General features: G+C 67.2%; 19 protein-coding genes. 8 read left to right on the forward strand and 11 right to left on the reverse strand.

What is annotated here, in order from left to right:
- Positions 1 to 29 precede the first annotated feature (29 nt).
- The gene (locus ACIGJC_RS02900; protein ID WP_483710526.1) at positions 30 to 1193 is read left to right on the forward strand and encodes a helix-turn-helix transcriptional regulator; all 1164 of its coding nucleotides are present in this window, start codon (positions 30 to 32) and stop codon (positions 1191 to 1193) included.
- On the opposite strand, the gene ACIGJC_RS02905 is transcribed toward ACIGJC_RS02900, so the two are convergent.
- From ACIGJC_RS02905 to ACIGJC_RS02935, 7 genes are all read right to left on the reverse strand, one after another.
- Positions 1176 to 1499 carry an AzlD domain-containing protein gene (locus tag ACIGJC_RS02905; RefSeq protein ID WP_483710527.1) on the reverse strand — a complete coding sequence of 108 codons (324 nt, stop codon included), beginning with the start codon at positions 1497 to 1499 and terminating at the stop codon, positions 1176 to 1178. The two genes, ACIGJC_RS02900 and ACIGJC_RS02905, sit on opposite strands and share 18 nt — an antisense overlap.
- Positions 1496 to 2323, reverse strand: coding sequence for an AzlC family ABC transporter permease (locus ACIGJC_RS02910; RefSeq protein WP_483710528.1), 828 nt, complete (start codon positions 2321 to 2323; stop codon positions 1496 to 1498). The genes ACIGJC_RS02905 and ACIGJC_RS02910 overlap by 4 nt, the downstream gene beginning before the upstream one ends.
- Before the next feature lie 166 nt (positions 2324 to 2489).
- Positions 2490 to 4007, reverse strand: coding sequence for a D-alanyl-D-alanine carboxypeptidase/D-alanyl-D-alanine endopeptidase (gene dacB / locus ACIGJC_RS02915; RefSeq protein WP_483710529.1), 1518 nt, complete (start codon positions 4005 to 4007; stop codon positions 2490 to 2492).
- A 72-nt stretch (positions 4008 to 4079) separates the two neighbouring features.
- Positions 4080 to 4670 carry a MarR family winged helix-turn-helix transcriptional regulator gene (locus ACIGJC_RS02920; RefSeq protein WP_483710530.1) on the reverse strand — a complete coding sequence of 197 codons (591 nt, stop codon included), beginning with the start codon at positions 4668 to 4670 and terminating at the stop codon, positions 4080 to 4082.
- 29 nt (positions 4671 to 4699) lie between these two features.
- Entirely contained in the window at positions 4700 to 5860 is a 1161-nt protein-coding gene (locus ACIGJC_RS02925) for an ABC transporter substrate-binding protein (RefSeq protein ID WP_483710531.1), read from the reverse strand.
- 57 nt (positions 5861 to 5917) lie between these two features.
- Complete coding sequence (locus ACIGJC_RS02930) at positions 5918 to 7180, reverse strand: flavin-dependent oxidoreductase (RefSeq protein ID WP_483710532.1); 1263 nt, start codon at positions 7178 to 7180, stop codon at positions 5918 to 5920.
- A gap of 149 nt (positions 7181 to 7329) precedes the next feature.
- On the reverse strand, positions 7330 to 7782 hold the full coding sequence (locus ACIGJC_RS02935; protein WP_483710533.1) for a PACE efflux transporter: 453 nt from the start codon (positions 7780 to 7782) through the stop codon (positions 7330 to 7332).
- Positions 7783 to 7887: 105 nt separating this feature from the next.
- On the opposite strand from ACIGJC_RS02935, the gene ACIGJC_RS02940 reads away from it, so the two are divergent.
- The gene (locus tag ACIGJC_RS02940; protein WP_483710534.1) at positions 7888 to 8811 is read left to right on the forward strand and encodes a LysR family transcriptional regulator; all 924 of its coding nucleotides are present in this window, start codon (positions 7888 to 7890) and stop codon (positions 8809 to 8811) included.
- Between the two features lie 248 nt (positions 8812 to 9059).
- Here the strand turns inward: ACIGJC_RS02940 and ACIGJC_RS02945 are convergent, their stop codons facing one another.
- From ACIGJC_RS02945 to ACIGJC_RS02960, 4 genes are read right to left on the reverse strand one after another with little or no spacing between them, the layout of a single operon-like run.
- Complete coding sequence (locus ACIGJC_RS02945; protein ID WP_483711455.1) at positions 9060 to 10523, reverse strand: efflux transporter outer membrane subunit; 1464 nt, start codon at positions 10521 to 10523, stop codon at positions 9060 to 9062.
- A gap of 8 nt (positions 10524 to 10531) precedes the next feature.
- A complete protein-coding gene (locus ACIGJC_RS02950) occupies positions 10532 to 13843 on the reverse strand; it encodes an efflux RND transporter permease subunit (protein WP_483710535.1) in 3312 nt (1103 codons plus the stop codon).
- The gene (locus ACIGJC_RS02955) at positions 13840 to 16980 is read right to left on the reverse strand and encodes an MdtB/MuxB family multidrug efflux RND transporter permease subunit (RefSeq protein WP_483710536.1); all 3141 of its coding nucleotides are present in this window, start codon (positions 16978 to 16980) and stop codon (positions 13840 to 13842) included. Before ACIGJC_RS02955 ends, ACIGJC_RS02950 begins: the two co-directional genes overlap by 4 nt.
- 9 nt (positions 16981 to 16989) lie before the next feature.
- A complete protein-coding gene (locus ACIGJC_RS02960; protein ID WP_483710537.1) occupies positions 16990 to 18438 on the reverse strand; it encodes an MdtA/MuxA family multidrug efflux RND transporter periplasmic adaptor subunit in 1449 nt (482 codons plus the stop codon).
- Between the two features lie 326 nt (positions 18439 to 18764).
- Here ACIGJC_RS02960 and ACIGJC_RS02965 point away from each other — a divergent pair, with 326 nt between their 5' ends.
- From ACIGJC_RS02965 to ACIGJC_RS02990, 6 genes are all read left to right on the forward strand, one after another.
- Positions 18765 to 19496 carry a response regulator gene (locus tag ACIGJC_RS02965; RefSeq protein WP_483710538.1) on the forward strand — a complete coding sequence of 244 codons (732 nt, stop codon included), beginning with the start codon at positions 18765 to 18767 and terminating at the stop codon, positions 19494 to 19496.
- A 56-nt stretch (positions 19497 to 19552) separates the two neighbouring features.
- Complete coding sequence (locus ACIGJC_RS02970) at positions 19553 to 20818, forward strand: ATP-binding protein (protein WP_483710539.1); 1266 nt, start codon at positions 19553 to 19555, stop codon at positions 20816 to 20818.
- Positions 20819 to 21635: 817 nt separating this feature from the next.
- Entirely contained in the window at positions 21636 to 23240 is a 1605-nt protein-coding gene (locus ACIGJC_RS02975) for an ABC transporter substrate-binding protein (RefSeq protein WP_483710540.1), read from the forward strand.
- Positions 23241 to 23329: 89 nt separating this feature from the next.
- On the forward strand, positions 23330 to 24307 hold the full coding sequence (locus ACIGJC_RS02980; protein ID WP_483710541.1) for an ABC transporter permease: 978 nt from the start codon (positions 23330 to 23332) through the stop codon (positions 24305 to 24307).
- A 1-nt stretch (position 24308) separates the two neighbouring features.
- A complete protein-coding gene (locus ACIGJC_RS02985; protein ID WP_483710542.1) occupies positions 24309 to 25136 on the forward strand; it encodes an ABC transporter permease in 828 nt (275 codons plus the stop codon).
- Between the two features lie 10 nt (positions 25137 to 25146).
- The gene (locus ACIGJC_RS02990; RefSeq protein WP_483710543.1) at positions 25147 to 26175 is read left to right on the forward strand and encodes an ABC transporter ATP-binding protein; all 1029 of its coding nucleotides are present in this window, start codon (positions 25147 to 25149) and stop codon (positions 26173 to 26175) included.
- The last annotated feature ends 3 nt before the right edge of the window (positions 26176 to 26178 follow it).

The following is a 26178-nucleotide window of genomic DNA, read 5'->3' on the forward strand; positions in this document are numbered from 1 at the left end:
TGCCCTGACAAGAACAAGCAGGAAAGGCAATGAACGAAGACGAGATGCACGACACCATTCGCGCGCTCTACCAGGGCATCTTCGATGCCGATGCCTGGCAGCGCAGCCTGGCCGCGCTGTGCCAGTCCAGCGGCAGCATCCACGCGGCGCTGGTGGTGCGCGATACGGTGCGCGACCGTGTGCTGGTCAACCAGGTGGTCAACCCGGTGCCCGAAGAAGTCGCCGCGTACCGTGACTACTACGAGGCGCTGGATCCGGCGATCCCGTTCGTCTCGCAGCTGACCGTGGGCAACTGGTACATCGACTCGCGCGAACTGGGCGAGCAGGCCATGCGCAGCCTGCCGTTCTATGGCGAATTCTTCCGGCAGTACGGGCTGTCGTCGCTGATGGCCTGCCTGATCGAGCGGCAGCCGCACTACGAGGTCTTCCTGTCCCTGCAGCGGCCACAGGGCGGTGCGCGCTATTCGACGCAAGATGCCCGCGCGCTGGACTGGGCCATTCCGCACGTGCGCCACGCCATCGCGCTGCGCGACCGCACGCGCCAGGTGTCGACGCTCGCGCATGTCTCGGCGGAGTTGCTGGAGCGGCTGCCCTTTGCCGTGATTGTGTTTACCGAGGACGGCCAGGTCCTGCTGGCGAACCAGGCCGGCGAGGCGTGGAGCCGCCGGCTGCTGCCCATTGTGGCGCTTGGGGCCGGCGCTGCCGCGGGATCGCTCAAGGCCGAAGAATGGCGGCTGTCGCGACCGTTCCCCGAGGTGCTGCGCACCGCCGTCGATCCGGCCATCGTGCAGCCGGCGCAGGCGCTGCGCGCGACCGGCCCGGACGGCCGCGAGGCCCAGGTCGTGGTGCTGCCGCTGCCGGTGGCCCACCATCTGGCCGTCGACTGGCAGCACCCGGCCGTGCTGGTGGCGGTGCATGAGGCCGGCGCGCAGGCCATGGGCATTGCGGGCGTGCTGCGCGAACTGTACGGACTCACGCCCGCCGAGAGCCGGCTGGCCATGCTGCTGACCACGGGCATCGGCCTGCCGGAGGCCTGCGAGCAGCTTGGCATCCGGCGCGAGACCAGCCGCACGCAGCTCAAGGCGATCTTCACCAAGACCGGCACCGGCACGCAGGCGCAACTGGCGCACCTGCTGACGCGGCTTGGCGTGGTGCTGGGCGCCGGGCAGGCGCCGTCAGGCGAGCAGGCGTAGCGCCGTGTAGACCGCCATGCCCATCGCGATCATGCCTACCATGCGGCGCGTGAACAGGTAGAACACGCCCGCGCAGATGCCGGCCACGAGCTTGTAGTTGGACGGCGCCAGCGTGAAATGGCCGTGCCAGGTCATCAGGTCGGGCAGGATGATGGCCGCGAGCGCGGCTGCCGGCGCGTAACGCAGGGCGCGCTGGAGCCGGTCCGGCACGGTCACGTGTTCGCCCGCCATGAGGAACAGCGCGCGGGTGACGATGGTGATCACCGCCATGCCGGCGAGCGCGATCCAGATTTCCGTGTGGCTCATGCCCGGTCTCCCTGTTCCGCCGGCGTGACCGCGGACTCGCCCGTCGCCTGCGCGGAAGTCTTGCGGCTGTGGATGCGGCGCAGCGTGGCGCGCGCGGCCAGCTCGTCACTGGCCATGCCGGCGGCAATGGCGCCGATCACCGCCACCACCAGGCTCAATCGGTAGGGCAGGTCGAAGCACAGCAGCGCGAGGATGGCCGAGACCACCACGGCCAGCAGCGTCGAGCGCGAATTGATGGTGGCGAACATCACCGGGATCAGCGCCATGGTGCCGGCCAGCCCCAGGCCCCAGCTGTCCGGGAACAGGCTCGCCAGCACGATGCCGATGATCGACGAGGCCTGCCACATGGCGAAGTTGGCCAGCGCCATGCCCCAGAAATAGCCTTCCTTGCCGGGCTCGTAGCCCGGCGTGCTGTAGCGCTGCATGAAATAGACGAAATGCAGGTCGCCGTTGAACGAGCCGAGCAGCGTGCGGCGCCACAGCGGCATATAGCTGAAATGCGGCTGCAGTCCCGCGCTGAAGATCACGAAGCGCAGGTTGACGATGGCCGCGGTCAGCCACACCGTCCACAACGGCAGCCCGGCCGCGAACAGCGGCAGCACCGCGAGCTGCGCCGAGCCCGCATAGACCAGCAGCGACATGCCGATGGCCTCGGGCACCGTCATCACGGACTTGCTCATCGCCACGCCCGTGACCAGGCCCCACGAGAACACGGCGGGCAGCGACGGTGCAAAAAAGCGCACGCCTTCGATAAATGAGGCGCGCTCGGCGGGTGCAATGCGATGCCAGAGGCGCAACCAGGCCGAGGGTTGAGGGGAATTCATGGGCAATGTCGGGGGAACTGCGCGGAGGGCGCCGGCGCAGCGGGGGCTGCCGGCATTGCGCCATTATAGGGGCGGGCGCGGCCCTGGTAAGTGGATACTTAACAAAATCGGGGCCAGCGTTGGCTGGCCCCCACGCTGGCCCGCGCGGCCTGCTGACAAGCGCGTGTCAGGGTGCGCCCCGATACACCCACTGCATCAGCGCATCGTGCGCTTCCTGCGCCTGCGACGCGTTGGGGTGGTTGATAAAGCTCACCACCACATAGCGGTCGCCGTTGAGCGCATCCACATAGCCGGCCAGTGCGCGCACGTCCTGCAGCGTGCCGGTCTTCAGATAGGCATTGCCGGCCGCGTTGGCGCGCGTGAGCCGGTTGCGCAGCGTGCCATCGACGCCGAGGATCGGCAGCGAATCGAGCAGCGTCGGGCCGACATTGCTGGCCACCGCCTGCTGCAGCAGCCGCGCCATGTCATAGGCGCTGATGCGTTCCTCGCGCGACAGGCCCGAGCCGTTGTCGAGCACCAGCCCTGGCATGTCCAGGCCCTGGCGGCTCAGCCAGCGCTCCACCACGCGCGTGGAGCGCGCCGTGCTGGCAGGGCCGCCGCGGTCGATTTCGGCGCCGATGGTCAGGAACAGCTGGCGCGCCATCACGTTGTTCGAGTACTTGTTGATGTCCCGTACGATCGCGCCCAGGGGCTGGCCGTAGTGCCGCGCCAGCAGAACCGCGCCCCGCGGGACCGTGCCGCGGCGCAGGGCCGGCAGGTGCGCGAAGCGCCCGCCCGCGGCCTGCCATTCGGCGACGAAGCCGCCCCACGCGAATTCGCTGTGCGACAGCGCTGCGATATTGAGCACGTGTTCGCCGCAATCGCTCGCATAGGCGCCCGAGAACGACGCCACCACCGTGCCGTCCCCTTGCGGCGCCACGGTCGGCGTGGCGCTCGATTGCCAGTCGCCGCAGCGGCCGTTGGTCAGCGTCAGGCGATTGTCCAGGCGCAGTTGCGCGAGGGCTGGCGTTACCGTCACCGCGACGGACCGGTTCGCGTCATCGGGCGTCAGCGTGAACGACAGTGTCTTGAAGGCGTACAGCAACGCGTCGGGGCCGACGTTGTAGGCGCGCTGCACTTCGCCGTCGATGGTGCCGTTGCCGTTCAGGCCGTCGGCGAAGTAGCTGCGGTCGAGCACCAGGTCGCCATTGATCGTGGTGGCGCCGCCCGCGCGCGCGCTGGCCACGAGCTTGGCCATTTCCTCGGGCACCAGTTTCGGGTCGCCGCGTCCGCGCAGGTAGACGTTGCCGTTGACGGTGCCGTAGCCGTCCGGCTGGCTGTCGGCGTAGAGCGAGGTCTGCCAGCGGTAGTCGGGGCCAAGCAGCTGCAGGCCCGCGAAGGTGGTAACCAGCTTCATGGTCGAGGCCGGGTTCATCGGCTGCTGCGCGTTCCAGCTCGCGCGCGCCGATGGGGCACCGACCTTGACCACGTAGAAGCTGGCCGCGCTGGCCGGCACGTGCGCGCGCTGCAGCGCCGCGGCGACCTGGGCCGGCAGGCCGGCGCGCACCAGCGGGGCATCGGCCGGCATGCTGGCGGAAATCCTGGCGGCCTTGGCGGGACGGGCGAGGACGGGAGGCTGGGCGGCGGCAAGCAGCAGGACGGCGGCCGCGCAAAACACGGTGATTCTTCTTGGCATGGCGGCCATGTTAACGCATGGCCGGGGGCTGCCGGATGACACGTCCGGCAGCCATCGCAGCCATCCCGTACGCGCCGGCAATTACTGCGCCCGCGGCGGCGCCAGGCGTCCGAGCAGCGACTTGAGTGTGGCCTGCTCCTGCTCGGTCAGTGCCGAGGCCACGTGCGCATCATGGGCGACGACCGCCTGCTTCGCGGCCGCGAGCGTGCGCTTGCCAGTTGGTGTCAGTACCAAGCTGTAGGCGCGGCGGTCCTCGGGAGCGGGGCGGCGGGCGACCAGGTTCATCTCTTCCAGCGCATCGACCAGCAACACCGCGCCGGAGCGCGCGATGCCCAGGATGCGCGCCAGTTCGGTGAGTTTCAGTTTCGGGTTGCGGGAGATGATCACCAGTGCCGAAAAACGCGGTGGCGTGATCTGCCATTGCGCCAGCGACGCGACAAAGTCCTCGTAGATGCGGATCTGCGCGCGGCGGATTGCGTAGCCGACCAGGGTGTCGAGCACGCCGTAGTCGATATCCGGCACATGCGGGTCGAAGCCGCTGTCGGCCGCCGTCCCGGGCGTCGCGGGATCGGGCGCCAGCGGCTCGCGGGGTTTGCGCCGCGGGGCCGCGGCGCGCGTGCGCTTTGGCGTGCCGCGCTCAGCGGCGGCCGTGGCGACCGGATGCGGTGCCATGTCGACTGGGGCGTCTGACGGTTCAGGGCTCATTTGAGCAGCTTCCAGTTGCCGTTTTCGATTATCAGCATAACGCGCCCACGCTGGTCGAAGCCATAGTGGTCTTGCGCACTGTAGTTAAGTACCCCGTGCGACACCACGATGTCGCGCTCGGTCTCCAGCGCCTTGCGCAGAGCCTGCCGGAATTCCGGCGTGCCCGGCTTGCCGGATTTGAGCGCGACCGGAACGATCCGCTGCAGCACCAGCCCGGCGTCATAGGCATGCGCGCCGAACTGCGTGCGGCTTTCGGCGCCGTACTGCTTTTCGTAGCGGCCGACATAGTCCAGCCCCGGCTGCCGTACCGGATTGCCGGCTTGCAGCTGCTCCGGCACGATCACCGGCCCGGCCGACAGGATGGCGCCATTGACCGCGCGGCCGCCGATGCGGATCAGGTCCCTGGTGGCCGCGCCGTGGGTGTGATAGACCGGGCCGTTGTAGCCGCGCTCGCGCAGCGTGGTGTGCGGCAGCGCCGCACCGGTGCCGGCGCCGGCAATCATGATGGCGTCCGGCCTGGCGGCGATCAGCTTGATGGCCTGGGCTGTCACGCTGGTATCGGCCCGGCCGTAGCGCTCGGTGGCGATCAGGCGGATGCCGGCCGCGCTCGCGGCCGTGGTGAAGTCCTTGAGCCAGGTCTCGCCATAGGCGTCGGCAAAGCCGATGAAGGCCATGGTCTTTACGCCATTGGCCTTTGCCGTGGCGGCCAGCGCCTCCGCCATCAGGCGCACCGGCTGGGCCAGCCGGAAGGTCCAGGCGCCGCGCCCGGGTTTCAGTTCGATCGGCGAGAACGCGAGTTGCACGGTCTGGCTTTCATCGGCCACTTCCGCAATGGCGATCGATGGCGCCACCGCCGACGAGCCGAGGATGATGTCGACCTTGTCCTCCGTGACGAAGCGCCGCGCCACCTTGGTGCCCTGCGTGGGGTCCGATGCATCGTCGAGCACCACGTAGCGGATCGCTTCGCCGCCGATGCGTTCCGGCAGGTAGGCCATGCTGTTCTTCTGCGGAATGCCCAGCGACGCCGATGGCCCGGTCGTCGACAGGCTCACGCCGACGGTCACGTCGGCCATCGCCACGCCGGCCGCGCCGGACAGGGCCGCGGCGGCAGCGAAGTGGATCAGCAGGGGAAGGATGCGCGGGCGCAGGGGCGTCATGGTGGTTGTCTCCTCTCGTTGTTATGGGTTGTGAGTCGCTTGTCCGTTGTCCGGCCTTCAGCGCCGGGCCGCTTGCAGCGACTGCGGGTCGAAACCTGCCAACTGCTTGTAGCGCAGCGCGATCGCCTCCAGCTCGGCGCGCGCAATCACCTGCTCGATATCGGCAAAGCCCTGCGGCGCACGTTCTTCGGCCAGTTGCATGACCTGCTCCGGACCGTTCATGCGATTGCGCAGCACGATGCCGGCGGTGCGCGGCAGCCGCTCGGCCTCGTACTCGCGCAGCGCATAGGCCATGTCGCGCGTGCCGAGCAGGCTCTGGAGCAGGTACTGCGCATCGAGGATCGCCTGGGCGCTGCCGTTCGAGCCGATCGGATACATCGGGTGCGCGGCATCGCCGAGCAGCGTGACGCGGTCGAAGGTCCAGCGCGGCAGCGGGTCCTTGTCGACCATCGGGAATTCGTAGATGGCGGCGGCGCCGTCGATCAGCGCGGGAATGTCGATCCAGTCCCACTGCCAGCCGGCGAACGCGTCGCGGAACACCGACTTGTCGACCTGGCGGTTCCAGTCGCTGCGCGGCGGCGTGTCGGAGACATCGCCTGGAACGCGCAGCTCGGCGATCCAGTTGATCAGCGAGCGTCCCTGCCGGCGCAGCGGCTCGGAGATCGGATACGCGACGAACTTCTGGTCCTGGTGTCCCGCCATGAACATCGAGCGGCCGTCGAGATAAGGCGGCGCTTCGGTGACGGCGCGCCATAGCATGCGGCGCGAAAAGCGCGGCGCGTCGCCGCTCGGGTAGAACTGCCGGCGCACCGCCGAATGGATGCCGTCCGCGCCGACCAGGATGTCGGCGCTGGCTTGCACCTCGGCCTGGTCGTGCCGGCGCCGCAGGCTGAAGCGCACCGGCTCGCCGGCGTGCGTACCGGTGCTCAATACCGACTCGAACGCATGGCCGGTATGCACGCGGTCCGCGCCGAGGCGTTCGACGGCGGTGCGGTGCAGCAGCATCTGGAACTCGCCGCGATGGATCGAGAACTGTGGCCATTCATAGCCGGCGGCAAGGCCGCGCGGCTCATGCCAGATGCGCTGGCCGAACTTGTTGAAATAGGACAGCGACGAGGTCTCGACCGCCATCGCGGCCAGCCCGTCGCGCAGGCCCAGCGCGCACAGGATGCGCACCGCGTGCGGCAGCAGGTTGATGCCTACGCCCAGCGGGCGCAGGGTTTCGCTGGCCTCCCAGACTTCAGTCTCGATGCCTTGCTGGTGGCACAGCAGCGCCAGCGTCAGTCCGCCGATGCCGCCGCCGGCGATTGCGATCTTCATGTGGTCTCCGCGTCATGGCGCGACAGCGGGACCATGCAAAAAGGCGCCTAGTCCGGTCGGCTCGAATTTCGTTATGGAGTATAACTATTCGATCCGGCCGGACAAGGCGCCTCGGCGTCGGGGAATACCCGCGTGACGCGGGCGCGATGTCAGCCCAGCGCGGCGCCGCTTTCCCGCTTGTCGGCCTTGAGCGACGGCACCGGAAAGACGATGTCGTACAGCCAGTTGTAGATCAGCGCATAGATCATATAGAAGCCGGCCACGGCAATGTCCATGATCAGCGCGTCGACCAGGCTGATATCGAGGTACCAGGCCACCGACGGCAGGAACACCACCAGCAGGCCAAGCTCGAACAGCACGGCATGCAGCACGCGTACAAAGACCGGTTTGCGCAGCTGCCCGGTGAACCGCAGCATGGCCTTGTCGAAGAGCACGTTGTAGACGTAATTCCAGACCGCCGCGATCAGCGACGCGACCGCGCCGATCAACCCCATCTGGTGCAGCTCGTAGCCGAACACCACGCTGGCAAGCGGCGCGAACGCCAGCAAGCCGATGACTTCGAAGCCGACGGCGTGGCGGATCCGGTCACGGGTGTTGCGCATGGGGCTCTCCTGCAGAATGTTCGATGGCATGGAGTCTATCTGCTTTGATGGGGGTGCCAAGTTAGGTAGTATCGCTAAAACCGATACATCACCAATTTATCCGCCATGTCCCTTTCCCTTGAGCAGCTCCAGGCCTTTGCGGCAGCGGCCGAGACAGGTTCCTTCTCCGCTGCAGCGCGTCGGCTGGGCAAGGCTCAGTCGGTGATCAGCACGGCGGTGGCGAATCTCGAGATCGATATTGGCAATGCGCTGTTCGACCGTTCCGGCCGCTATCCGGTGCTGACCCCGGCCGGCGAACGGCTGCTGGTCGAGGCGCGCGTGATCCTGGAGCGCTGCGAGCATTTCCGTGGCGTGGCCATGAGCCTTGGCGAGGGCGTGGAGACGCGGCTGGTCCTGGCGGTGGACGAGTTGTATCCCGAAGAGACGCTCGGCATGCTGCTTGAGGAATTTTCCGGTCGCTTTCCCGCAGTCGAGCTGGAGTTGCTGTTTCCCTTGATGGAGGACGTCAGCCGGCTGGTGATTGAAGGCGGCGCGGATCTGGGCATCATGTGGCGGCAGGAGATTTTGCCGCCCGCGCTGGGTTTCCATGCATTGGGCTGGGTGCCGATGAAGATCCTGTGCGCGCCGGACCATCCGCTTGCGGGCGGCCAGCGTGTCGACTGGGAAGAATTGAAGCGCTACCGTCAGCTCATGGTCGCGACGCGCACTGACAGCGAGGAAAAGATGCGACTGCGCGTGGCATCGGACGTCTGGTGGGTCGAGAGCCAGTGGGTGATTGTCGAATTGGTCAAACGGGGGCTTGGATGGGCGTTCGTGCCATGGCACGTTGTGGCCAATTCACCTGCGGCGGCGCAGCTCGTATCGCCGCCGCTGGCGTTCCAGGAGCAGGACTGGCCAGTGGCGCTGGAACTGGTGTGGCAGAAGCAGCGCCCGCCTGGCAAGGCGGCGCGGTGGTTACGGGAGAGGATATGTGGGCAGGCATTGCCGCGGCCAAAGCCGGACTCCGACACGCGCGCAGCGCAGCCGTAGGCGTCCAACCGATGACGCGGTTAGCAGGGGCCACCAAGTAATCCGGGTTTGCTCTTCCGACGCCTCTATCCTGATCATCTACGCGGCAGGCAGTGTGGCTATGCCCTGTACCGTCAGTATCCATTGAGCCGTTCGTCGACCACGAAGACGCGCATTTGCCTACTTTTGTCGCTCGGACAAAAGTAGGTCGCCGGCTACGCCGGCGAAACAGCCACGCCAGCCAAGGGCGACACCTCGTCAAATCACATTCACCTCTGCCCGACAGTAGCAGCCGCGCCACCGCCCAATTCCTCCTGATGCCACCCACCCCCCAACGCCTTGATCAACACTACGCTAGCCGTGTACTGCCGGCCCATCAGCGTCAGCGCCGTGCGCTCGGCCGTATAAGCCGTGGTCTGGGCGACGAGCACATCAAGCAGGCTGGCCGTACCAGCCCGATAGCGGTTGTTAACCAGCGCCAGCGCATCGCGCGCCGCCCGCACCGCATCGTTCTGCACCACCGATTCCTGTTCGAGCAGCCGCTGCGCGGCGAGGTTGTCCTCGACTTCCTGGAACGCCCCCAACACGGTCTGCCGGTAATTGGCAACGGTCTGGTCATAGGCGGCCACGGCCTGCGCCTTGGCCGCGCTACGCAGGCCGCCATCGAACAGCGTGCCGGCCAGCCCCGCGCCGATTGACCAGACGCGGTCCGGCAGGGATATCCACCGCGCCAGCGTGCTGGCCGTCAGCCCACCGCTGGCCGACAGCGACAGCGTCGGGTAATAAGCGGCTTGCGCTACGCCGATCTGCGCGTTGGCGGACGCCATGCGACGCTCCGCTGCGCCAATGTCGGGACGCCGCTCAAGCAGTTGCGAAGGTACCGCCGCCGGCACGCGTGGCGGCGCGCTGGCGAGATCTGCCTGGCCGAGTGTCAGGTCCGAAGGGGGCTTGCCCACCAGCACCGCAATCGCATGCTCAAGCTGCGCACGCGTGATCTGGATATCGAGCTGCTGCGCTTGCGCGCTCTTGAGCTGCGTTTCGGACTGCAGTACGTCGGAACGCTGCGCGGTGCCAGCCTTGTACTGGTTCTGCACGAGCTGCAGCGACTTCGCATAGTCGGCCACGGTGCGGTCCAGCAGCGCCCGTTGTGCATCGGCAATGCGCAGCAGGAAGTAGCTCTGCGCCAGCGTCGCCTGCGTCGACAGCAGGGTCGAGGCCAGGTCCGCCTGGCTGGCCTGCGCGGTCGCTTCGCTGCTTTCCACCTGCCGCCGCACGCGGCCCCAGACGTCCAGTTCCCAGGTCGCGCCCAGCGTCGCACTCTGACCATTGAGCGTGTTGCCGCTCGCGCCGCGCGCGCGCGAGACGCCCGCCTGTGCATCCACGGTCGGGAAGAAGCCCGCCCGCGCGGCCTGCAGCGAGGCCAGCGCCTGTCGGTACTGCGCCTCCGCGGCCTTGATGTTCTGGTTCGAGATCTGCACCTGCGACATCAGCGCATCGAGCTGGCTGTCGCCGAACACCTGCCACCACTGTGGCCGCGCGTGGGCGTCCTGCGGCTCGGCGGTCTTCCACTCGCCGGTCCAGGCTTCGGCGTCGGCAGGCGCTTCCTTGAACGCGGTCGAGACCGGCGCATCGGGCCGCTTGTAGTCGGGACCCACGGCGCAGCCGGCGAGCAGCAGCGCGCAGGCCAGCGGCACGGGTGCGCCACGGGTGAGGAGGCGGGAGAGGGAGTTCATCATCGTCTTCATGATTCAGTGCCGGTAGCGGGCGCGGCATCGCGCGGACCGCCGCGGCGGCGTTCACGCCAGGCCTTCGCTTTCAGGCGCCAGCGGTCCAGCGTCAGGTAGACCACCGGCGTGGTGTACAGGGTCAGCAACTGGCTCACCACCAGCCCGCCAACGATCGAGATGCCCAGCGGCGCGCGCAGCTCGGCGCCGTCGCCGCGGCCGATGGCCAGCGGCACCGCGCCCAGCAGCGCGGCCATGGTGGTCATCAGGATCGGGCGGAAACGCAGCAGGCAGGCGCGGTGGATGGCATCGCGCGGCGACAGGCCGTTGCGCCGCTCGGCATCGATGGCGAAGTCGATCATCATGATCGCGTTCTTCTTCACGATGCCGATCAGCAGGATCACGCCGATCAGCGCGATGATGCTGAACTCCGTCTGGAACGCCAGCAGCGCCAGCAGCGCCCCCACGCCCGCCGATGGCAGCGTCGACAGGATCGTCAGCGGGTGGACATAGCTTTCATACAGGATGCCAAGAACGATGTAGATCGTGATGATGGCCGCCAGGATCAGGACCGGCTGGCTCTTGAGCGAGTCCTGGAACGCCTTGGCGCCGCCCTGGAAGTTGGCCTGCAGCGTCTCGGGCGCGCCGATCTGGGCCATGGCGCGCTTGACCGCATCGGTGGCCTGCGACAGCGAGAACCCTTCGGCCAGGTTGAACGAGATCGTCGACGCGGCGAACTGCCCCTGGTGGTTCACGCCCAGCGGCGTGCTGGTCGGCATGACCGTGGCGAACGCCGACAGCGGCACGCGGCGGCCGTTGCCCGTGACCACGTAGATGTCGTTCAGCGCGTGCGGCCCCTGCAAGTATTCCTGGCTCAGTTCCATGACCACGCGGTACTGGTTGAGCGGGTTGTAGATGGTCGACACCAGCCGCTGGCCAAACGCGTCGTTGAGCACCGCATCGACCTGCTGCGCCGTGACGCCGAGGCGCGACGCGGCATCGCGGTCGATGATGACCGAGGTCTGCAGGCCCTTGTCGTTGGTGTCGGTGTCGACGTCCTCGATGCCCTTGATGTTCGAGATCGCCGCGCGCACCTTCGGCTCCCAGTCGCGCAGCACCTGCAGGTCGTCCGACTGCAGCGTGAACTGGTACTGCGAGCTGCTCTGCCGGCCGCCGACGCGGATGTCCTGCACGGGCGTGAGAAACAGGCTTGCCCCGGGCTCCTTGGCCAGCTTGATGCGCAGCCGCGCAATGATGGCATCGGCGCTTTCCTTGCGCTGCGACAGCGGCTTGAGCGTGACGAACATCTGCCCGGTGTTGCGCTGCGAGCCGCCGGTGAAGCCGGTGACGTTTTCCACGGCCGGGTCGGACTGGACGATGCGGATGAAGTTGTCCAGTTTCGGCTGCATGGCCTGGAACGAGGTGGCCTGGTCGGCGCGGATGAAGCCGATCAGGCGGCCCGTGTCCTGCTGCGGGAAAAAGCCCTTGGGCACGATCACGTACAGCCAGACATTGAGCGCCACCGTGGCCAGCAGCACCAGCCACACCACCGCGCTGTAGCGCAGCGCCACGGCCAGCGTGCGCGCATAGCCGTCATGCAGCCAGCGGAACACGCGTTCGCTGGCGCGGAAGAAGCGGCCTTGTTCTTGCTCGGGCACCGCAGGGCGCAGCAGTCGCGCGCACATCATCGGCGTGGTGGTCAGCGACACCACCAGCGACACCAGGATGGACACCGACAGCGTGATGGCGAATTCCTGGAACAGGCGCCCGACGATGCCGCCCATCATCAGCAGCGGAATGAACACCGCGATCAGCGACAGGCTCATCGACAGCACCGTGAAGCCGACCTCGCGCGCGCCGCGCAGCGCGGCCGCCAGCGGCTTCATGCCTTCCTCGATATGGCGCGAGATGTTTTCGAGCACTACGATGGCGTCGTCCACCACGAAGCCGGTGGCAATGGTCAGCGCCATCAATGACAGGTTGTTCAGCGAGAATCCGGCCAGGTACATCACCGAGAACGTGCCGATCAGCGATACCGGCACGGCCACGCTGGGGATGAACGTCGCGCGCACATTGCGCAGGAACAGGAACACCACCATGATCACCAGCGCCACCGAGATCATCAGCGTGTGCTCGACCTCGCGCAGCGACGCGCGGATGGTCGGCGTGCGGTCCATCATCACGTCCATCGCGATGGCCCCGGGGATCATCTTCTGCAGCTTGGGCAGCATGTCGCGCACGCGGTCGACGGTCTCGATGATGTTCGCGCCCGGCGAGCGGTTGAGCACCAGCAGCACCGACGGCTTGCCGTTGGCGGAGCCCGCGTTGCGGATATCCTGCACCGAATCGACCACGCTCGCCACGTCCTGCAGGCGCACCGGCACGGCGAAGGCGTTGGGCCCCTTGGTGGCGTTGTTGCCGCCGGTGGCGCCGCTGGTCACGGTGGTGGTGCCGCTGCTGGTGGTGATCGTGGTCACGGTCACGCCGTTGACCACCTTGGTGCTCACGCCGCCCATGGCCGCGGCGTTGGCGGTGCTGGCGATCAGCGCGCCGGCCGACGCCGACGAGAACGTGCCTGGCGTGGCGTAGCGGATCACGAGCGGCATGTAGTCACTCGCCTTCATCGCCTGGTCGTTGGCGTACACCTGCCAGTTGCTCGAGCGGTTCTCCAGCGTGCCCAGCGGCCGGTTGGCATTGGTCGCGCTGATGGTATTGCGCACGTCCTCGAGCGAGATGCCGTACTTGTTCAGCGCGGTCGGGTTCAGTTCCACGCGCACCGCCGGCAACGACGAGCCGCCGATGGTCACCTGGCCCACGCCTTCCACCTGCGACAGCTTTTGCGAAAGGATCGTCGACGCCGCGTCATAGAGCTGGCCGCGCGTCATGGTCGGCGAAGTCAGCGCGATGATCATGATCGGCGCGTCGGCCGGGTTCACCTTGCGGTAGGTCGGGTTGTTCGGCAGGCTGGTCGGCAGCGTGGCGCGCGACGCATTGATGGCCGCCTGCACGTCGCGCGCGGCGCCGTCGATATCGCGCGACAGGTCGAACTGCAGCGTCACGCGGGTCGAGCCGAGCGAGCTGCTGGAGGTAATCTCCGTCACGCCGGCAATGGTGCCCAGCGCACGCTCCAGTGGCGTGGCCACCGTGGCGGCCATGGTCTCGGGGCTTGCGCCCGGCAGCGAGGCCGATACCGAGATGGTTGGGAAGTCCACTTGCGGCAGCGGCGACACCGGCAGCAGGCGCAGCGCCGCCAGCCCCGCCAGCAGGATGCCGATGGTGAGCAGCGCCGTGGCGACCGGCCGGTGGATGAACGTGGCGGACAGGTTCATCGCGGCCCCGCTGCCGACGGATCGCCTTCATCCGGGCCGCCTTCTCCCGGGTCGCCGAAGCGGCGCTTGCGCCAGTCCTTGAGGCGATAGGCCACGCGGTCGAAGGCCAGGTAGATCACCGGCGTGGTGAACAGCGTCAGCACCTGGCTCACCAGCAGGCCGCCGACCATGGTCACGCCGAGAGGCCGGCGCAGTTCCGAGCCGATGCCGGTGCCGAGCATCATCGGCAGCGCGGCCAGCAGCGCGGCCATGGTAGTCATCAGGATCGGACGGAAACGCAGCAGGCAGGCCTGGAGGATGGCGTCGCGCGGCGCCATGCCGGCTTCGCGCTCGGCTTCGAGCGCGAAGTCGATCATCATGATGGCGTTTTTCTTGACGATGCCGATCAGCAGGATGATGCCGATGATCGCGATGATGCCCAGGTCCTGCCCCGCGAGCAGCAGCGCCAGCAGCGCGCCCACGCCCGCCGACGGCAGCGTCGACAGGATGGTCACCGGGTGGATGGTGCTTTCATACAGCACGCCCAGCACGATATACATCGTCACCACCGCGGCCAGGATCAGCCACAGCGTGTTCGACAGCGACGCGCGGAACGCCAGCGCAGCGCCCTGGAACTCGGTCTGCATCGAGATCGGCAGGCCAAGTTCCTGCTCCACCTTGCTGATCTTGTCGACCGCGGCGCCCAGCGATTCGCCCGGTGCCAGGTTGAACGAGATGGTCGCCGCCGGGAACTGTCCCTGGTGGTTGACCACGAGCGGCCCCGTGCGTTCGCTGATGCGCGCGAACGCGCCCAGTGGCACCTGTCCGCCGGACGAGGAAGGCAGGCGCAGTTCCGCGAGCGACTGCGGGTCCTTGCGGAATTCGGGCATGGTCTCCAGCACCACGCGGTACTGGCTCGACTGCGTGAAGATGGTCGACACCAGCCGCTGGCCGAAGGCGCTGTACAGCGCGCTGTCGATCACTGCCGTGGTGATGCCGAAACGCGCCGCGGCGTCGCGGTCGATATCCACATAGGCGCGCAGGCCGTTGTTCTGCTGGTCGCTGACCACATCGCGCAGTTCGGGCTCCTGGCGCAGGCGCTCGACCAGGCGCGGCACCCACGTCGACAGGTTCTGCGGATCGGGATCCTCCACCGTGAACTGGTATTGCGTGCGCGACACGCGGTCTTCGATCGTCAGGTCCTGCACCGGCTGCGTGTACAGCGAAATGCCGCCAAGCCTTTCCACCGCGTGCTGCAGCCGCTGCGAGACCACGCCGATCGATTCGCGTTCGCCCTTGGGCTTCAGGTTGATCAGCATGCGCCCGGCGTTGAGCGTGGTGTTGGAGCCGTCGACGCCGATGAAGGAAGACACGCTGGCCACGGCCGGGTCTTCCGCCACCACCTTGGCCGCCGCCTGCTGCTTGAGCCCCATGGCCTGGAACGACGTGGTTTGCGCGGCTTCCGTAATGCCCTGGATCAGGCCGGTGTCCTGCACCGGGAAGAAGCCCTTGGGCACGAGCATGTACAGCAGCACGGTCAGCACCAGCGTGGCGATGGCCACCACCAGCGTGGCCTTCTGGCGGTCGAGCACCCATTCGAGCGCAATGCCGTAGCGGTGGATCACGTTATCGAAGAAGCGCCCGGTGGCCTTGTGGAAGCGCGATTGCTGTGCCTCCGGCACGTGGCGCAGCAGCCGCGCGCACATCATCGGCGTGAGCGTCAGCGAGACCACGGCGGAGATCAGGATCGATACCGCCAGCGTAATGGCGAATTCGCGGAACAGGCGGCCGACCACATCGCCCATGAACAGCAACGGAATCAGCACGGCCACCAGCGAGAACGTCAGCGAGATGATGGTGAAGCCGATCTGCTTCGAGCCTTTCAGCGCCGCTTCCATCGGGGAATCGCCTTCCTCGATGTAGCGCATGATGTTCTCGATCATGACGATGGCGTCATCGACCACGAAGCCGGTGGCGATGGTCAGCGCCATCAGCGTCAGGTTGTTGATCGAGAAGCCGGCCATGTACATCACGCCGAACGTGCCGACCAGCGACAGCGGCACGGCCACGCCGGGGATGATGGTGGCCGAGACGTTGCGCAGGAACACGAAGATGACCATCACCACCAGGGCAATGGCCAGGAACAGCTCGAACTGGACGTCATGCACCGACGCGCGGATGGTGGTGGTGCGGTCCGTCATCAGCTGCACATGCACCGACGCCGGCAGCGCGGTACGCAGCTGTGGCAGCAGCGTCTTGATGCGGTCCACCACCTCGATCACATTGGCGCCGGGCTGCCGCTGGATGTTGAGGATGATGGCCGGGTTGCCGCCGGCCCATGCGGCCAGGCGGCTGTTCTCGGGCCCGTCGACGATATCGGCCACGTCGGTGATGCGGATCGGCGCGCCGTTCTGGTAGGCGATGATGATCTGCTTGTACTCGTCGGCCGAGCGCAGCTGGTCGTTGGCGTCGATGGTCGAGGCGCGCGCCGGCCCGTCGAAGCTGCCCTTGGCGCCGTTCACGTTGGCCGCGCCGATGGCTGTGCGCAGGTCGTCGATGGACATGCCTAGCGACGCCAGCGCGGTCGGGTTGGCCTGGATGCGCACCGCTGGGCGCTGGCCGCCGCTGATGGTGACCAGGCCCACGCCCTGGATCTGCGAGATCTTGGCCGCCACGCGCGTGTCGACCATGTCTTGCAGCTTGGGCAGCGGCAGCGTGTCGGAGGTCATGGCAATGGTCATGATCGGCGCGTCGGCCGGGTTGACCTTGCTGTAGACCGGCGGCATCGGCAGGTCGGACGGCAGCAGGTTGCTGCCGGCGTTAATGGCCGCCTGTACCTCCTGCTCGGCCACGTCGAGCGGCAGCGTCAGCTCGAACTGCAGCGTGATCACCGATGCGCCGCCCGACGAGGACGACGACATCTGCTTGAGCCCCGGCATCTGCCCGAACTGGCGTTCGAGCGGCGCGGTGATCGACGAAGTCATCACGTCGGGGCTCGCGCCCGGATAAAGCGTGGTGACCTGGATGGTGGGGTAGTCCACCTCGGGCAGCGCGGACAGCGGCAGCAGCCGGTAGGCCACCAGCCCGGAGAGCAGGATGGCCAGCATCAGCAGCGCCGTGGCTACCGGGCGCTCGATGAAGAGGCGTGACGGGTTCATGCGGAATCCTTACTGCTGGCGGCGCGCGGCGGAGGCATCGGCCGCGGCGCCGCTGGCACCGCCCGTGCCGGCACCTTCGCGCTGGCGGCGGTGTTCGCCCTGCGGCGCGCTCGCGCCGCCGTCGGCATGGGCGCCACTGGCGCCACCCCAGCCGCTGCCGTCACGGCGGCGTCCACGTCCGCGCGGCTGGCTGGCCGGCACCAGCTGGGCCGCGCGTGCGGCGGGGTCCACGGCTTCCACGGTCATGCCTTCCTTGAGCCGGTCGGCGCCATCGACCACCACCCGCTGGCCAGGCTCCACGCCCTTGAGCACGGCGGTGCGGGTGCCGTCGCCGGGCCCGAGCGTGACCACTTGCACCTTGACCTTGCTGCTGTCGTCGACCACGTAGACGAAGGTGCCTTGCTGGCCGCGCTGCACGGCGGCCACCGGAATGACGGTGGCGTCCTTCAATGTGTCGACGCGCGTGCGCACATTGACGAACTGGTTCGGGAACAGCATGCCGTCGGCGTTCGGGAAGATCGCCTTGAGCTTGACCGTGCCGGTGGTGGTGTCGATCTGGTTGTCGGTGGTCAGCAGCGCGCCGTCGCCAAGCTGGTTGCGCATCTGGCGGTCCCACGCCTGCACCGGCATTTTCTCGCCCGTGTTGAGTTTTTTCAGCACCGCGGGCAGGTTGTCTTCGGGGATGGTGTAGAGCACGGCAATCGGCTGGATCTGCGTGATCAGCGCGATGCCGTTGGTGTCGGACGTATTGACGATATTGCCAGGGTCCACCTGCCGCAGGCCGATGCGGCCCGACACCGGCGCGACGATCTTGGTATAGCCCAGCTGCAGCCTCGCATTATCCACGTTGCCCTGGTCGGTCTTGACCACGCCTTCGTACTGGCGCACCAGCGCGTCCTGTGTATCGACCTGCTGGCTGGAGATCGAGTCCTGCTGCAGCAGGGTCTTGTAGCGCTTCTGGTCCAGCCGCGCGTTCTGCAGCAGCGCCTGGTCGCGAGCCAGCTGGCCGACGGCCTGGTCCACGGCGGCCTGGAACGGGCGCGGGTCGATTTCGGCCAGCACGTCGCCGGCCTTGACCATCTGGCCTTCCTTGAACAGCACCTTGAGCAGCGGGCCCGACACCTGGGCGCGCACGGTGACGTTGGACACTGGCGTGACGTTGCCCAGCCCGTTCAGGACTACGTCCATGTCGCGCTGCGCGACCGTGGATACCACGACCGGCGAGCGAGGCGCGCCGGCGCCGCCACGTCCCGGCGCGCCCGGACCACTGGCGCCGCCGGGGCCGCGGGTCGCCTGCGTTCCCGGGCCGGCGCCGCGGTGGCTGTACCAGTACCAGCCGCCTCCGGCGAGCAGCACGACGAGGGCTGTGGCGATCAGCTTGCGGCGCGGCGAGCGACCGGGATCCTGCGGTGGACGGGACGGCGGGGTGAGGTGTTGGCCTTGTTCGGGGTTCGACATGTCCGGAATCCATGGGAGCGGCGCGTTATGCGCCGGCGTTCTTCGCGCGGTCTCGGGCGCGGCGATGCTTGCAGTATGCCGCATCAGGTGCGGCACTAGCCCCATCTGGCGTGGGGTTCTGCCCACGTGGGGCAGCGGCCTGCGGGTAGGCCGGGCAGCGCAAAGGCATGCCATGCCGCAAGGATAATGTGAGACGCCGGATGCACGTGTTTCAGCGCGGCCTGCGTTTATTACAGAGGATTACCAGCGCCGCCCGTGTAATCTCCGGAAACAAAGCCGCCAGCCCGATTCGGCAGGAAAGCGGCCAGCCTGACTATCATGTGCCTATGCGAACGAACCAGCCCACCCAGATCCTTGTCGTCGACGACGACCCTGAACTGCGCGACCTGCTGCGGGAGTACCTGACCCAGCAAGGCTTTGCCGTCTCCGTGCTGCACGACGGCGACGGCCTGCAGGCGCGCCTGGAGCGCGAACGTCCGGCGCTGATCGTGCTGGACCTGATGATGCCGAAGGTCGATGGCCTGACCGCGCTGCGCAACCTGCGGGCCAAGAACGACGATATTCCGGTGATCCTGCTGACCGCACGCAGCGACGAGATCGACCGTATCGTGGGCCTGGAGATCGGCGCCGACGACTATCTTGGCAAGCCGTTCTCGCCGCGCGAGCTGCTGGCGCGCATCAATGCCGTGCTGCGCCGCAAGCTGGCGCGTCCGGCGGCTGCGCCCGAAGACCGCGAGTCGATCGCGTTCGGGCCGTTCCGCGTGAATTTCCGACAGCGCTCGCTGCAGCGCGCGGGCCAGGTGCTGTCGATCAGCGACACCGAGTTCGCGCTGCTCAAGCTGCTGCTGATGCATCCGCTCGAAGTGCTTTCGCGCGAGCGCATCGTCGAGCTGATGTACGGCACCGCCAGTGGCATCAGCGATCGCGGCATCGACGTGCAGATCTGGCGCCTGCGCCGGCTGCTCGACGAAGACGCGCAGCGGCCGCGCTACATCCAGACCGTGCGCGGGCGCGGCTACACGTTCGTGCCCGACGAAGCCGAAGACATTCCGCAGTGACGCCCATGCCGCCGCGGCTGTCGATCTGACGGCATGGCGGCAACGACGAGCCCGACATGAAGTTGCGTATTGATACCCTGTTCGGCCGCATCGCGCTGCTGATCGCTGCCGTGCTGGTGATCAGCCATTTCTCCTGGCTGGCCATCCTGCGCATGGACCGGCGCCAGCAACAGGTGGATTATTCGGTCGAGCAGATGCTGTTCCAGTTCGCCAGCATCCAGCGCGCGCTCGATGCGCGCCCGCCCGTGCCGCTGCCGAGCCTGGTGGAGGTGGCCAGCGAGGCCAGCGCCGAAGAACACACCATCGTGCCCAAGGGCCGCTCGCGGCGGCTGGTGGAGCAGTTCATCACCCGCCTGCCGCAAGGCACCGAGATCCGGGTCGAGGACGAAGCCACGCCGCGGCTGTGGATCAAGCTGCCGACGCGCGACAACTGGATCGCCATGCCGATCCTTTGGGTTCACAATCCTCCGCCCGACAACCGGCTCGTGCCGGGCGTGATGCTTGTCGTGGGCGTGGCCATCATCTTTGCGCTGCTGATCGCGTGGCAGATTCAGCGGCCGGTGCGCGACATGGCGGCGGCTGCGGAGCAGTTGTCCCGGCAGCAGCCGGTAGCGCCGCTGCGCGAGCGCGGGCCGCATGAGCTGCGCCAGTTGATCGAGCGATTCAACCGCATGGTGGCGGACCTGACGCGCATCGACCAGGAGCGCAACACCATGCTGGCCGGCATTGCGCACGATTTGAAGACACCGCTGGCGCGGCTGCGGCTGCGCGCGGAGTTGTTGTCGGACCCGAAGGCGGCGGCGGGCGTGACGCGCGATGTCGATTCGATGGCGGCTATCGTGGAACAGTTTCTGAGCTTTGCACAGACCAGTGAGCCGACTGCGCGGCCGGTGCCGGTGGACCGTCGGGTGAATGAACTGGCTGCCTCGCTCGCGGAGCAGGAACGGCAGGTGGTGCTGTCGCTGGGTGCCGGTGATGGATTTCGAATGATTGCCACGCAGTTGGATCGGATCATCGGCAATCTTGTCGACAACGCCTATGTGTATGGCAAGCCGCCGGTATGCATCGCGACGACGCGCACGCCGGACGGGTATCTGCTGGTGGTGGAAGACCAGGGGGCGGGGATTCCTGAGGCGGACAAGGAACGCGTTACGCTGCCGTTCGTGCGGCTGGATCCAGCGCGCGGCGGGAATGCTCATTCGGGGCTGGGGCTGGCTATCGTGGATCGGCTTGTGCGGCAGGCGGGGGGGAAGCTTAACCTTGTGAATGCCGAGGATGGGGGGTTTAGGGTTGAGATGTTGTTTGGGGGGGCGGCGGCGTAGGGGAAGATGGAGACAGGCTGCGAGCCCACATGCCGAGGCACTGGGGCGTCGATCCGGGACCGGAGGTGAGTCATTCAAAAGACCAACTTCCTGATCAAAAGTATGGCCAGAAGAATTAAAACTACGCCAATGAAGACCTTGTAGGTCTTCTTTTGTTCTGGCGCCATACTTTTCCACTGATCGTTTGTTGGTTCTCGCATCAGATCCCTTCTGTTCTTTTGCAGAACCGGCAGCAAAGACAACCTTGAGTTTGTCCAGGCCGCCATCTAGGTTCTTGCATCATTTATTGGGGCCTCCAAGAATCCACGCGGACGGCCGTCGGGCGCGCGTGAATAAGCAAGTGCCTGCGCCACGCAACAGGTCGAGAATGGCGAAACCGGCTTCGAAGCGGATGGGGAAGACTCGAATTTGCACTGCAGGAATTTCTGCAGTGCTTCGCGGAAGACGCGAAGCAAGAGCTCAGTTTGTGTCCGTTGCTTCGAGCGGAATATGGCGCGAGAAGAAGCAGGGCGGGAACAGGCGGCTCAGGATTACCTCGATTGACAACTCACCGATCTCCTCTCAGCCTCGCTCCTGCAACGGGTAGCTCACGGCACGCTGACTCTGGCCCCACCGAATCCCCTTAACTGGACCTATCGAGTCCAGCGCCGCCTCGCCTATAAGACCAGAGGGCCGGTGCAAGACAGCACGCTTCGATCCCGCCTCAAGTCAGTGATATCGCCGCCACCGCATTGCCGGGCGGACGGACCCTCTAGGTCGTGCCAGGTCTGGCATTGCCGGTGCTTGCGCTGGCACGCCGGATACGAAGGGAGAACCGATGTTGACGAGCTTCAAACAGATCGTGCGTGCGAGCACGCGCCTCGGCACCGCCGCCTTGCTGATGTCCGCCGCTGCCCACGCGCACAGCGAGGAAGTCACGCGCGGCGGCAGTCTCAATGTGCTTTCGATCACGGCGATCAACTCGCTGAACCCGGCCATCCAGTCGGGCGTGGCAACGGGTGTGCCCGCATCGCAGCTGTTCGCCAGCCTGCTGCAGGCCGACGCGAAATGGCAGTTCCACCCGTATCTCGCCGATAGCTGGAGCGTGTCGCCGGACGGCCTGACCTACACGTTCAAGCTCAACAAGGACGCAAAATTCCACGACGGCAAGCCGATCACCTCTGCCGACGTCGCGTTCTCGGCCGAGACCGTCAAGGCCAATCATCCGTTTGGCCCCGCGATGCTGGCAGCGCTGGACAAGGTCGAGACACCGGACGCTCACACTGCAGTGTTCCGGCTCAAGCAGCCCAATCCGGCGCTGCTGCTCGCGTGCTCGACACCGGCACTGATGCCGATCCTGCCCAAGCATGTCTACAGCGACGGGCCGATCCGCCAGAACCCGAAGAACAACGCGCCGGTCGGTTCGGGTCCGTTCCGCTTCGTCGAGTACAAGCCCGGCGAATACCTCACGCTGGCGCGCTTTGACGGCTACTTCCGCAAGGGCAAGCCGTACCTGGACAAGATCACCTACAGCATCGTGCCCGATCGCGCGGCGGCGGCGCTGGCCATGCAGCGCGGAGACATTCACTTCGTTGCTTTCGCTCCGTTCCGTATCGCGGATGTGGACCGCCTCGCGGCCGATCCGAAGCTCACGGTCACCCGCAGCGGCTACGAGGGCGTCGGCTCGCTGAACTGGCTGGCCTTCAACACGCGCCAGGGTCCGCTCGCCAACGTGAAGGTGCGCCAGGCCATCTCCTACGCCATCGACCGCGATTTCATCTCGCAGAAGCTGCAGCGCGGCCGCTCGCAACCGGCCTGGGGCCCGGTCCATCCGGCCAGCCCGTTCTATAGCAAGACGCTGGACCCCTACAAGGTGGACCTGGCACGCGCCAACAAGCTGCTGGATGAGGCGGGCTATCCGAAGAAGGCGGACGGCACGCGCTTCGCGCTGCGCCTGGACTTCCTGCCGGGCGCTCCGGATACCTCGCAACTGGTGGCGGAGTACCTGCGCCCGCAACTGGCCAAGGTCGGCATCCAGGCGCAACTGCGCCCCTCGCCGGATTTCCCGACCTGGTCGCAGCGCATCGCCAGCTGGGACTTCGACATGACCACCGACTCGGTCTTCAACTGGGGCGATCCGGTGATCGGCGTCGCGCGCACCTACCAGTCGGGCAATATCAAGAAGGGCGTGATCTGGTCCAACACGCAGGGCTATGCCAATGCCGAGGTCGACAAGATCCTTGCCGAGGCCGCCTCCGAGACCGACACCGCCAAACGCGCCGCGCTCTACGACCGCTTCCAGAAGATCGTCAACAGCGAGGTACCGGTCGCGTGGCTCAACACCGCGCCGGTGAGTTCGGTCGCCAACAAGAAACTGCGCGGGCTGCCGGGCAGCATCTGGGGCGCGTTCGCGCCGTTCGACGAAGTGTACTGGGCCAAATAGGCCCGGCCGTACCGAAGGGACAAGGGACCTGCCGTGCCATGGGCGCGGCGGGCCGCTCACGTCGATCATCAACCAACGGGCCGCTCCGCATGCATACCCTGATCTACCTCTCGCGCCGCCTCGGCGCCGGCGCCCTGATGGTGCTGGCCGTGGTGGTGCTCAATTTCCTGTTGCTGTCGGCCGCGCCCGGCGACGTGGCGGACGTGATCGCGGCGCAGTCCGGCGGCGCGACCGCCGAACAGCTCGCGGCCCTGCGCACGCAGATGGGCCTGGATGCCGGGCTGGGCCAGCGCCTGGCGGCCTATGTCGGCAACGTGCTGTCCGGACACCTGGGCGACTCGCTCTTCTTCCACCAGCCCGTGACCACGCTGATCTTCGATCGCGTGCCGAATACCCTGATGCTGGTGCTGCCCGCGCTGCTGCTCGCCGTGGTGATCGGCACCTTGCTCGGCGCGCTGTCGGCGCATCGTCCGCGCGGCGCCGTCAGCGGCCTGGTGACGTTCCTGTCGCTGGCAGGCTTTGCCGCGCCGGTGTTCTGGAGCGGCATGATGCTGCTGATCGCCTTCGCCTACTGGCTGCCGGTGTTTCCGGCGTCGGGCATGTACACCATGGGCCAGCGCGCCGAGGGCTGGGCCCTGGCGGCAGACGTGCTGCACCATCTGGTGCTGCCGGTGGTTTCGCTGGCGATGATCTACCTGGCGCAATACAGCCGCCAGGCGCGCGCCACGATGCTCGACGTGCTCGGCGCGGACTATATCCGCACCGCGCGCGCCAAGGGCATGAGCGAACGCGTGGTGGTCTACCGCCATGCGCTCAAGAACACGCTGCTGCCGATCGTCACCCTGGCCGGGCTGCAGTTCTCGCACGCGCTGGCCGGCGCGGTGCTGGTCGAGACCGTGTTCAACTGGCCCGGGCTTGGCCGCCTGGCCTCGGACGCCGTGCTCAACCGCGACTATCCGCTGATGCTCGGCATCCTGCTGATGTCCAGCGCGATGGTGGTGGTGGCCAACATCCTGACCGACTACCTGTACAGCCTGCTCGATCCCCGCATTCGCACCGGAGACTGAAATGAACACCGGATGGAAACTGTTCCTGCATAACCGTGGCGCGGTGCTCGGCGCGCTCGTGCTGCTGGCCATTGCGCTGGCCGGCCTGATCGGACCCGCGCTTTATGCCGTCAATCCGCAGGACGTGGTGGCCGCGCCGCTGTCGCCGCCATCGGCGGATGCGCCGCTGGGCGCCGACTACCTCGGCCGCGACGTGCTTGCCGGACTGATCCACGGCGCCGGCGTGACGCTGGCCATCGGACTCGCTGCCACCGCGACCACGCTGGTGATTGGCGTGCTGGTCGGCGCGCTGGCTGGCTATCACCGTGGCTGGATCGACACCGTGCTGATGCGCGTGACCGAGTTCTTCCAGGTGCTGCCGCCCATCGTGCTGGCGATGGTGCTGGTCGCGGTGTTCGGCGCCAAGATCGGCACGGTGATCGTGGTGATCGGGCTGGTCAGCTGGCCGCCGCTGGCGCGTCTGACGCGCGCCGAATTCCTCAAGCTGCGCGAGCGCGAGTTCGTCCGTGCCGAGCGCGCCATCGGCACCAGCAACGCCAACATCATCTTCCGCGTGATCCTGCCGAATGCCTCGCCGCCGCTGATCGTGGCGCTGGCGCTCAACGTCGGCGTGGCCATCCTGTTCGAGTCCGGGCTGGCGTTCATCGGGCTGTCCGATCCCGATATCACCAGCTGGGGCTACATGATCGGCAATTCGCGCGACCAGATCTTCGAAGCGTGGTGGTCGGTGATGTTCCCGGGTATGGCGATCTTCTTCACGGTGCTGGCCATCTGTCTCGTGGGCGATGGCCTCAACGATGCCCTCAACCCGAAACTGCGCCAGCGCTGAAGGAGCCCGCATGGAAAGAGACCGCAAGCCGTTGCTGGAAGTGGAGGGGCTGTGCGTGGAGTTCCGCACTGCCAAGGGACCCGTGCGCGTCCTGGACGATGTGGGATTCCACCTGGATGCCGGCGAGGTGCTCGGCATCGTCGGCGAATCGGGCTGTGGCAAAAGCATGACCAGCCTGTCGCTGCTGCAACTGGTGCCAGCGCCGGGCCGCATCACCGCAGGCACCATCCGCCTTGGCGGCCAGGACCTGCTCGCGCTGCCGCCCGCACGCATGCGCGACGTGCGCGGCCGGGATATCGGCATGATCTTCCAGGAGCCGATGACCGCGCTCAACCCGGTCTTCACCGTGGGCCAGCAGATCGTCGAGACCATCGTGCGCCATCGCGGCATGGGCATGCGCGCCGCGCGCGCCGAAGCGGTGGCGCTGCTCGATGCAGTGAAGATTCCCGAGCCGGCCCACCGCGTCGACCAGTATGCGCACGAGCTGTCGGGCGGCATGCGCCAGCGCGCGATGATCGCCATGGCGCTGGCGGGCCGTCCCAAGGTGCTGATCGCCGACGAGCCCACCACCGCGCTGGACGTCACTGTGCAGGCGCAGATCTTCGACCTGCTGCGCGATGTGCGGCGCCAGCTCGGCACCGCCATCATCCTGATCACCCACAACATGGGCGCCATTGCCGAACTGGCCGACCGCGTGATGGTGATGTACGCGGGCCGCAAGATCGAAGAAGGACGCGTCGATACGGTGCTGGCGCGGCCTTCGCATCCGTACACGCGTGGGCTGCTCGACTGCGTGCTGCATGTGGATGCCGCCAGTGCGCTGCGCGATTGCAGGCCCGCGCCTCTGCCCGAGATTCCGGGCGTGGTGCCGGCGCTGGACCAGCTCGGCGCCGGCTGCGCTTTCGCGCCGCGCTGCACGCGCGCGGCCAGCCGCTGCGGCGATCGGCCGCCGATGTTCGATAACGGCGGCCACCTGGCGGCTTGCTGGCTGCGCGAAGCTGCCGGCGCTGTACCGGCCACCGTGGCCGTGGAGGGTTGAACC

This window comes from Cupriavidus sp. C3SS-1 (assembly GCF_057073755.1).